The 9,894-nt window shown below is 73.5% G+C and carries 7 protein-coding genes; all 7 read right to left on the bottom strand.

Annotation, left to right across the window (positions count from 1 at the left end):
- Positions 1-3,649, bottom strand: a 3,649-nt coding sequence (locus MTQ10_RS22495; protein ID WP_247471508.1) for a type I polyketide synthase, incomplete at its 3' end; no start/stop codon positions are given.
- A 135-nt stretch (positions 3,650-3,784) separates the two neighbouring features.
- Positions 3,785-4,153, bottom strand: coding sequence for a hydroxyisourate hydrolase (locus tag MTQ10_RS22490; protein WP_247471505.1), 369 nt, complete (start codon positions 4,151-4,153; stop codon positions 3,785-3,787).
- A 216-nt stretch (positions 4,154-4,369) separates the two neighbouring features.
- On the bottom strand, positions 4,370-4,699 hold the full coding sequence (locus MTQ10_RS22485; protein ID WP_247471502.1) for a hydroxyisourate hydrolase: 330 nt from the start codon (positions 4,697-4,699) through the stop codon (positions 4,370-4,372).
- Between the two features lie 258 nt (positions 4,700-4,957).
- Complete coding sequence (locus MTQ10_RS22480; RefSeq protein WP_247471499.1) at positions 4,958-7,888, bottom strand: AfsR/SARP family transcriptional regulator; 2,931 nt, start codon at positions 7,886-7,888, stop codon at positions 4,958-4,960.
- Positions 7,889-8,091: 203 nt separating this feature from the next.
- Positions 8,092-8,469: a holo-ACP synthase gene (locus tag MTQ10_RS22475; protein WP_247471498.1), complete on the bottom strand. Its 378-nt coding sequence runs from the start codon at positions 8,467-8,469 to the stop codon at positions 8,092-8,094.
- Positions 8,466-9,050 carry a GNAT family N-acetyltransferase gene (locus MTQ10_RS22470; RefSeq protein ID WP_247471495.1) on the bottom strand — a complete coding sequence of 195 codons (585 nt, stop codon included), beginning with the start codon at positions 9,048-9,050 and terminating at the stop codon, positions 8,466-8,468. The genes MTQ10_RS22475 and MTQ10_RS22470 overlap by 4 nt, the downstream gene beginning before the upstream one ends.
- Positions 9,047-9,894: hypothetical protein (locus MTQ10_RS22465; RefSeq protein ID WP_247471492.1), on the bottom strand; the 848-nt coding region annotated here is incomplete at its 5' end. The genes MTQ10_RS22465 and MTQ10_RS22470, both read right to left, overlap by 4 nt.

Raw genomic sequence — 9,894 nt, 5'->3', positions numbered from 1 at the left:
CGCCGGCCAGCGCCATGGAGCACTCGCCGCGCCGCAGTGCCTGCACCGCCAGATGCAGCGCGACCAGCGACGACGAGCAGGCGGTGTCCACGGACAGGGCGGGCCCGTTGAACCCGAACGTGTAGGCGACCCGGCCGGAGGCGACGCTCGTCTGGGAACCGGTCAGCAGATGACCGTCCGTCCCGTCGACGGGACGGTCGAGGCGGGGGCCGTAGTCGCTGGCCATGACACCGACGAAGACACCCGTGTCGGAGCCGCGCAGCCCTTCGGGGTCGAGTCCGGCACGCTCCAGGGTCTCCCAGGTGGTCTCCAGCAGCAGCCGCTGCTGCGGGTCCATCGCGAGTGCCTCACGCGGGCTGATGCCGAAGAACGACGCGTCGAACTCGTCGGCGTCGTGCAGGAATCCGCCGCGCCGCGTGGTCGTCGTACCGGAGCCGTCGGAGCCGAACAGGGCCGTCAGATCCCAGCCCCGGTTGGTGGGGAACTCGCTGGTCGCGTCGATGCCGTCCAGGACGAGACGCCACAGCTCCTCGGGGGAACCGACACCGCCCGGGTAGCGGCAGCCCATGGCGACGATCGCCACCGCGTCGTCCGCGTCGGCCGCCGTGCCCCCGACCGCACCGGTCGTGGCGCGGGCGGCGGGCGCGGCCGGTGCGGCGGACGCGGCCGTGCGCAGCCGGGCGTGCAGATGGTCGGCGAGCCGCCGGGGTGTCGGATGGTCGAACACCACGGTCGTCGGCAGCGGCAGACCGGTCGCCCCGGTCAGCCGGCGACGCAGCTCCACCGTGCCCAGCGAGTCCAGGCCCAGCTCCTTGAACGTCCCGTCGGGGCCGACCGCGTCGCTGTCGGTGCCACGGATGAGGGCGGCGGTCTCCAGCACGAGCCGCAGCAGCTCCTCGGCGGACCGCACCGGCGCGGGCACCGGCGCCTCCGACTCCGTACGGCCGGCCGTGCTGCCGTCGGCGCCGGGCAGCCAGTACCGCTGCCGGTCGAAGGCGTACGGCGGCAGGTCGGTGAGCGCCGCGCCGGGCGTGGGGGCGAGGACGGCCCGGTCGATGCCGGCGCCGCGCACATACGCCTCCGCGAGCGCCGCCCGCAGCCGGTCCGGTCCTCCCTCGCCGCGGCGCAGCGTGCCCGTGGCGGCGGTGGCGACCCCGGCCCGCTCGGCGGACTCCTCGATGCCGGTGACGAGCACCGGGTGCGGGCTGCACTCGACGAACACCCGGCAGCCGTGGTCCAGCGCGGACCGGGTGGCCCGCGCGAACTCCACGGTCTGCCGCAGGTTGCGGTACCAGTACGCGGCGTCCAGCGTGGCCGTGTCGACGGGCTCGCCGGTGACGGTGGACACGAACAGGGTGTTGGTGGAGCGCGGCCGTACCGGCGCGAGCACGTCGAGGATCTCCTCGCGCAGCTCCTCGACGGCCGCCGAGTGGGAGGCGTAGTCGATGGGCAGCAGCTTGGTGCGCTCCCCTGCCTCCTCCAGCAGCCGGGCCGCCTCGGTGAGCGCGTCGACCGGGCCGGACAGGACGACCGCGCCCGGTCCGTTCTCCACGGCGACGGTGGCCTGCGGCACCCGCCCGTCCAGCACGTTCAGGACGGTCTCGCGGGGCGCGGCCACCGACAGCATGCCGCCGCCGCGCCCGCCGCGCCCGCCGAGCCGGGCGACCGCGCGGGCGCGCAGCGCGACGACACGCGCGGCGTCGGGCAGGGACAGCGCGCCGGCCACGGTGGCCGCGGCGATCTCGCCCTGGGAGTGCCCGATCACCGCGTACGGCTCGACACCCCGCGCCCGCCATTCCTCGGCGAGCGCCACCATCACGGCCCACAGGGCGGGCTGTACGACGTCCAGCCGGTCCAGGCCGGGGGCGCCGGGGGCGCGGCGCAGCACGTCGAGGAGCGCGTAGTCGACGAACGGCGCGAGGGCCTCGGCGCATTCGGTGATCCGCGCGGTGAACACGGGCGCTCGGTCGAGCAGTTCTGCGGCCATCTCCGGCCACTCGGAGCCCTGCCCGGGGAAGACGAGCGCGGTACGTCCGGTGACGGCCGTGCCGGTGACGACGTCGCTGTCGGCGCGGCCCTCGCCGAGGGCGCGCAGCGCGGCGAGGCGCCGGTCGCGGCCGGTGCCGAGGACGACGGCACGGTGCTCGAACTCGGCGCGGGTCTCCACCAGCGAGCGCGCGATGTCGTCGGGCGCGGTGTGCGGGTGCTCGTCGAGGTGCCGGGCGAGGGCGCGGGCCTGGCCGTGCAGGGCGGCCGTGGAGCGGGCGGACAGGATCCAGGGGGCCGCGGTGGCGTCGGTGCCGTCGGTGGTCTGCCGGGTGCCGGCGGTGGCCGTGGGTGCCGCGGCCTGCGCGGGCGGCTCGGCGAGGATCAGATGGCAGTTGGTGCCGCCCATGCCGAACGAGCTGACGCCCGCCACCAGCCGGCGGCCGGGGTCGGGCCAGTCACGGGCCTCGGTGGTCATGCGCAGCCCGAGCCGGTCCATCGGGATGTCGGGGTGCGGGGTGCGGAAGTGCAGGCTGGGCGCGAGCCGCCGGTGCCGGATGCTGAGGACCACCTTGAGCAGCCCGGCGATACCGGCCGCGCCCTCCAGGTGGCCGATGTTGGTCTTCGCGGAGCCGACGAGCAGCCGGTGCTCCTCGTCGCGGCCGGCGCCGAGCGCGGCGCCCAGCGCGGCGGCCTCCACCGGGTCGCCCACCGGGGTGCCGGTGCCGTGCAGTTCGACGTACTGCACCTCGGCGGGGGCGACGCCGGCGCGGGCGCAGGCGAGGCGGACGACGTCCTCCTGGGCGCGGGCGCTCGGTACGGTCAGCCCCTCGCCGCCGCCGTCGTTGTTGACGGCGCCGCCGAGGATCACGCTGTACACCCGGTCGCCGTCGGCGAGGGCGGCGGACAGCGGCTTCAGCACGACGACGGCACCGCCCTCGCCCCGCACATAGCCGTTGGCGCGGCTGTCGAAGGCGTGGCAGCGGCCGTCGGGGGAGAGCGCGCCGAACCGGCCGATGGTGTCGGAGGTGTCGGGCAGCAGGTTCAGGTTGACGCCGGCCGCGAGGGCGATGCCGCTCTCCCCGCGGCGCAGGCTCTCGCAGGCCGCCTCCACGGCGACCAGGGACGACGACTGGCCGGAGTCCAGGGTGAGGCTGGGGCCGCGCAGCCCGAGCGCGTACGACACCCGGTTGGCGATGATGCCGCGCTGGATGCCGGTGAGGGTCCAGGCGTCGGCGTGGTCCTCGCCCTGCCGGTCGTGCAGGGTGGCGTAGTCGCTGTTGATGGCGCCGACGAAGACACCGGTGGCGCTCCCGCGCAGCCGGGCCGGGTCGAGCCGGGCGTCCTCCAGCGCCTGCCAGGCCAGCTCCAGGGTGAGCCGCTGCTGGGGGTCCATGGCGGCGGCCTCGAACGGGGAGATGTCGAAGAACGCCGCGTCGAACGCGTCGACGTCCTCGATGAATCCGGCCCGCCGGTACGGCACGGCGGTCCCCGCGGGCCAGCGGTCCTCCGGGGCCTCGGTGACGGCGTCGCGGCCCTCGCTCAGCAGGCCCCAGTAGGCGGCGGGGCCGTCGGCGCCGGGCAGCCGGCAGGCGATGCCGACGACCGCGACGGGCTCGTTGTGGGGCTCGCTGCGCACGAGCCGGTCCTGGGAAGGATTCATCGATGCATCCATGGAGAGCGTCACCTCAGGCTTCGCCGCGCGAGAACACCACCGAAGAGGGCGTTTCGCCGCCGTCTGATTTCCTGGCGTACTGAAACTTCGTCCGGGCGCGTGCACACCTCGCGTCCCGTGGAATTACGTCGTCAAGGCAGGGTGGGGCGTGGAACGGGGGTTTCCGCGGCACGTCGAGTGCGAGAAAGGGCTCAGAAAGAGCGGGACGTGCAGACGTGCCGCGTCCCCCGGGTACTGCAAGGTCAGGATGATCTCGGTGTAGAGGGCGTCCGCCCCCTGGTCGCCGAAGTGGTCGCCGGTGGCGAAGACGAGCCGGTAGCTCCCGCCGGGCAGCGGCCGGTCCGTGAACGACCTGACGTGGCCCCGGGCGTCGGTGCGGACGCGGGCCAGGCGGGACCAGGTGCCGCTGTCGCTCCGCCGGTACAGGGAGACCGGCAGGCCGGACACCGGCCGGCCGCCGGTGGTGTCGAGGACGCGGACGGAGATCGTCACGGCGCGCTGTCCCGGCGCTGCTCCGCGGCCGATACCCGGATCAGGTCCACATGATGTCGTCGAGGGAGGCGTCGCCGTAGCCGAACAGAGAGGCGAAAAGCGAGAACACGTCTTCTCCTTCGTGGGGTCGATCGGCGTGAAACAGATGTCCGTGCGGTTGCGGGAAGAGTTCTATCGGCGGGCCTTCTCAACGCCCTACCAGTTCGCTATCAGGCGCTAAATGCGCACCGAATGAACGGTGTAGCCGCCGGGATTGATGACGATGGGCACCTCGTGCCGGTCGAGGGTCCCGCCGAGGGCGAACGACACGGTGATACGGCTGTAGAACGGCCGCACCCCGAGCGTGGCGAAGTAGCGGTCCGTCTCCAGCGTCAGCTGGAGGGGCCGCTGCGCGTCCTCCCGGTCGACGGTGCAGCCGGAACGGCCCTCCCCGTCGGTGATGCCGTTCCACACCTGCTGCCAGCGGTCCAGGCCGAACCGCTCCAGCCGGACGGGCAGGCCGTCCACGGGGTGACCGGTGGTCCCGTCGGTGACGGAAACGTCCAACCTCACGGCGTATCGGGCCCTCTTCCCTCGGGCCGCGCCCTGGCCGGATGCCGGGTCGCGCCCGAGCCCACAACGTCGCCCAGTCCGCTAAGGGAGCGCTACCAAAGCCCTTTCAACGGGCCTACGAAGGTTCCACGACGCTTCCCCTCCACCGACGCTCGGACGTTCCGCTGCGGAGACCCGGGCCACTCCACGACGGTCCGCGGCGGGCCCGGCCTGGGCCAGGCCCCTCCACGACGGTCCACGGCGGGCCCGGGGTCAGGCCACCGGCTCGGCGGTGAGGCGCTGAAGCACATGGCGGGCACGGTCACGCCACTTCGTGGCGTTGACGCCCTCGAAGACACGCAGCGCCCGCGTCAGATGCTCGCTCGCCCGCGCCGAGTCGCCCCGTTCGGCGGCGAGTTCACCGAGCGCCAGCCGGATACGGCCGACGGCCAGCCGCTCCTGCGCCCGCTCGGCGATGTCCATGGCGCGTTCCAGCATCCCCGCGGCCTCCTCGTACGCGCCCTGCCGCTGCCGGGTGACGGCGAGACCGCGCAGCGCGTAGACCTCGCCGACCGGGTCGCCGACGGCACGGATGCTCTCCATGGCCCGGCCGAACGCCTCCTCCGCCGCTGCCAGATCGCCTGTCTCCAGGTGCGCCTCGCCCAGCCGGCACAGGATCTGCGCGCGTATACGGAAGCCGCCGGAACGTTCCAGTACGACGAGCGCCCGCTGGAGGCTGCCCCGGGCCTCGGCCATGCGGCCCTGCTCCAGATGGATCTGTGCCATGTTGTTCAGGACATGGGCCTCGGTGGTCGGGTCGTCGGTCTCGTCGAGCATCGCGAGCGCGTGCTCGTAGCCGCTCATCGCCTGCTCGGAGCGGCCCTGGACCTGGTCCGCTAAGGCGAGGTTGCGGATCGCCAGCGCCTGCCCGTGCCGGTCGCCCACCGACTGGAACAGGTCGCACGCCGCCTCCAGCCGGCTGCGGGCCTCGTCCAGCCGGTACTCGAACATGTGCAGCGAGCCGAGCGAGTACAGCATCGCGGCCTGTCCGCGCCGGTTGCCGTTGCGGCGGGTGACCTCCAGCGCGATCTCGTGCGTGGTGCGCCAGTCGTCGAAGTAGTTGTAGTTCTCGAACATCGTGACCAGCGTCAGCGCCAGACACCAGCACAGCTCGTCGAGTCCGGCCGCCGCGGCCTGCCGCACGGCGGTGATGAGGCTGGTCCGCTCGGCGTCGAACCAGCCCATGGGGTCGCGCAGTTCACGGTCCACCACCCACGCGTCCAGCGGGCGCCGCACCGCCTCGCCGTGCAGGGCGTGGTCCCCCAGGTAGACCCGGCGGTGGGCCTCCTCCAGCAGATACAGCCAGGTGCTCAGCACCCGCTCCAGCACCGCGGACCGCTGCGGGGTGCTCTCCGCGTCGGACAGGCACTCCTGGGCGTACACCCGCACCAGGTCGTGCATGCGGTAGCGGGCGTGTCGGCCGTCCACCAGCTCCACGTCGACGAGCTGGGCGTCGACCAGCAGTTCCAGGGTGTCCTCGGCGGTGCTCACGTCCAGGTCGAGCAGGGGCGCCGCCACCCAGGAGGAGAACTCGGTGGCCTCCAGCATCGACAGCCGGCGGAACAGCCGCTGCGCCTCGGACGGCAGCCCGTGGTAGGCCAGCGCGAGACTGCTGCGGACGCCCATGCCGCCGTGGGACAGCTCGTTCAGCCGGCGCCGCTCGTCGTGCAGGCGGGCCACCATGTGGCCGAGCGTCCAGTGCGGGCGGGCCGCGAGCCTGGCCGCCGCGACGCGCAGGGCGAGCGCCAGACCGCCGCACAGGTCGACCAGTTCCAGCGCCCGGGGCAGATCCGCGCGGACCCGGTCGGCGCCGAGGATGCGGTCGAGCATCTGTAGCGCCTGCTCGGTGGTGAACACGTCGACCTGGACGCCGTGCGTGCCCTCGAGGCCCGTCAGCCGGGACCGGCTGGTGACCATCACCGGGCAGCTGGGCGAGCCGGGCAGCAGCCAGCGCACCTGCGCCTCGTCGACGGCGTCGTCGAGCACGATGAGCACGCGGCGGCCGGCGACCTGGTTGCGGAAGAGTTCCGCGCGTTCCTCCAGCCCGGCCGGGATGGCCCCGCCGGGGATGCCGAAGCCGCGCAGGAAGCGCTCCAGGATCTGGCCGGGCGGCACGGGCTGGGACGCGGGCCCGCGCAGCTTCGCGAACAGTTGCCCGTCGGGGAACCGTTTGGCCAGCAGCTGCGCCACGTGCACGGCCAGGGTGGTCTTGCCGACGCCGCCCTTGCCGGTGATGGAGACGATCCGCAGGCCGTGCGTGTCGGCGTCGGTGTCCAGGCCGGCCCGCAGGGAGGCGACGAGGCTGTCACGGCCGGTGAAGTCGGCGATGGTGCCCGGCAGCAGCCGCGGCACGACCGGGGGGCCGGAGACCGGTCCGGGCGCCGCCGGGCGGGCCGCGGGCGGGGCGGGCGGGGCGGCGCTGTCGAGTTCGCCGGAGAGGATCGCCTCCTCCAGCCGCCGCAGTTCCTCCCCCGGTTCGATGCCCAGTTCGTCGATGAGGACCTGGCGTCCGTTGCGGTAGGCCTCCAGCGCCTCGGCCTGCCGGCCGGACCGGTACAGCGCCAGCATCAGCTGGGCGCGCAGATGCTCGCGGAGCGGGTTCTGCACGACCAGGTCCATCAGCTGTTCGACGAGCTGCTGGTGCAGGCCGAGCGCGAGCTGCGAGTCCACCCACTGCTCCACCACGGCCAGCCGCTGCTCGTTGAGGCGTGCGGTCGGCCCCTGGAGGGTGGTGCGGTCGGCGCCGGAGTCTATGTGCAGGTCGCCCCGCCACAGGGCGAGGGCCTCGGCGAACGCGGCTGTCGCGGCGGCGTGGTCACCGGCCTCGGCGGCGGCCCGGCCGGCCAGCGCCAGACGGTCGAACACGCGTAGATCGAGGTCGTCGTCGGCCACCTCCGCCACATAGCCCGGCGCCTGGGTGCGGATCACGTCCTTCAGCCCGACCTTGGCCAGGTTCGACCGGACCATGGACACACAGATCTGGATCTGCCCACGGGCCGTGGAGGGGGGTTCGTCACCCCAGACGGCGTCGACGAGCCGTTCGGTCGGTACGACCCGGTTGGCCTCCATCAGCAGCAGGGCCAGGATGATCCGCTGCCGTTCGGCAGTGATCAGGACTGTGCCGTCCGGGCCTGCAACTTCCAACGGCCCGAGCAGACGGAATCGCATCGGCCTCCCCCCAGAAGACGGCGTTTTCGGACGCGGGGCACACCACCCACATGTCGAAAAACCGCACGTCACCCTACTTCTACAGTGTGTGAGGCCGCATTAAATTTCAATAAAAAACCGTCGCTTGTCCTCGCGTGACGCTCACAGGGTGAGGCAAATGTGGAGTAATCATGCACAGGTCAGGCAGATGCGGGTGCGGCAGCCACACACACGACGAGGTCCCCGTGGTGCGTCAAAGACATCTCGATACGGCCGATACCCGCCTCCTCGGCGATCCTGCGCGCACCGCCCCGCAGGGTCACCTCGGGCGCCCCCCAGCGGCCCGCGGTGATCTCGATGTCCCGCCACACGAGCCCCTGCCCCAGCCCCCGGCCGAGCACCTTGGCCGTGGCCTCCTTGGCGCAGAACCGTCCGGCGAGCCGCTCCGCGCGCCGCTCACCGGACAGTCCGTCGGCCTCCGCCAGCTCGGCGTCGGTGAACACCAGGGTCCGGCAGCGCGGATGCCCGGCGACCCGGCTGAACCGGGAGATGCTCAGCAGATCGACCCCGATCCTCATGACGCGCCGCCCGACGCGGCGCGGATGCGTTCCGCGATGGCGCGGCGCCGCTCCTCGTGCTCGGCCACGGACCGCTCGTAGCCGGCCGCGTCCTGCGACCAGTAGCAGGAGTCCCGCCACTCGCCGGCGGTGAACGAGTCGTAGGCGCACCGCACCTGGGCCTGCGCGGCGAGATCGGCGGCGGACACCAGCATCGTGTTGTGCACGAGCACCTGGTTGATCACGGCCCGCATGTTCAGCTCCTCCCGCACGTACCGGTGCATCGCGGCTACGGCGGCGGCGCCGTGCCCGCCCCGGTAGCGCGGCAGCACACCGAACGACAGCTCGCAGGACTGCGCCCGCCAGTCGATCGACGTGATCCACGCGAAGCCGATAGTCCGCCCGTCGGGACGGCACACGGTGTACATGCGCTTGACCGCGTGCTCCTCCTCGATCGTGCGCCGCTGGTTCGCCTCCAGCGCCTCGTCGCTGGAGACCACCGCGAAGTCGGTGAGGTTCGCCTGGAAGCGTCCTTCCCGCAGCAGGGCGCTGCGCAGCGGGATGTCCGCCTCCGTGAAATGCCGTACGACAGGTGTGATCATGACGGTCTCCCGAAGGGTGCGGCGGTCCGGCGCAACAGGACCCAGGCGTGGCGCTCACCGGCGCCGCACCGTACGAGGATCCGGTCGCCGGGCCGCGGGTCGTCGCTGACGAGTGCGCGGTACAGGCCGGGCCAGCCGCCGCACGCGCCGGGGCCCGCGAAGACGCGGTCGGCGTCGGGCACCGGACGGTCCTCGCCCTGGTCGAGGACGTGCAGGGGGCCCTCCCCGCCGCCGAAGCGCAGCGCCACGGCGGTCAGCCTGCGCGGCAGCCGCCCGGCGAGGGCGAACAGCGGCTGGTCGGCGACGACCACGGTCGCGCCGGCCGCCGGGTCCGCCCACCACGACACCAGGTCCACCACGGCCGCGCCGCCGAGGTCGCCGAGGTGCGTGAGCCCCATGTCCTCCGTCAACGGCCAGCCCAGTTCCTGCATCAGGCGCGGCAGTTCGGCGCTGAGGGTGTCCCGGTCGGCCGCCGACTGCACCAGCGCGAACGGCTGCGGGACGGGCGGCGGGCCGAGCCGGCGCAGCGCCTCCTCGACGGGGCCCGGCCCGCCGTCGGAGGGCGGCATGAGCATCCGCAGCCGCCCGAGCGGCAGCCCGCTGTGCTCGGCGACCGAGGTGAGATACGCGGTGAGCAGCCCGTCCCCTGCCTCCCGGCCGGCGGAGTCCCACCCGCCGAACAGGCCGGTGCCGTCGTCGGCGCCCTGTAGGCCGCGGGCGTCGCTGTAACGGGGGTTCTCCTCGGTCGCCACGGCGATCCCGTCGACCGACAGCACGGGCCGCGCGGCCGGCGCCACGGGCTGCGACCGAACGGCACCGGCGGGGCGCGGGGGCGGTGCGGGGG

This window comes from Streptomyces sp. XM83C (assembly GCF_023072675.1).
Lineage (GTDB): Bacteria > Actinomycetota > Actinomycetes > Streptomycetales > Streptomycetaceae > Streptomyces > Streptomyces thermocoprophilus.
The sequence above is the reverse complement of the archived record's forward strand: the minus strand, read 5'-3'. Positions and strand labels throughout refer to the sequence as shown.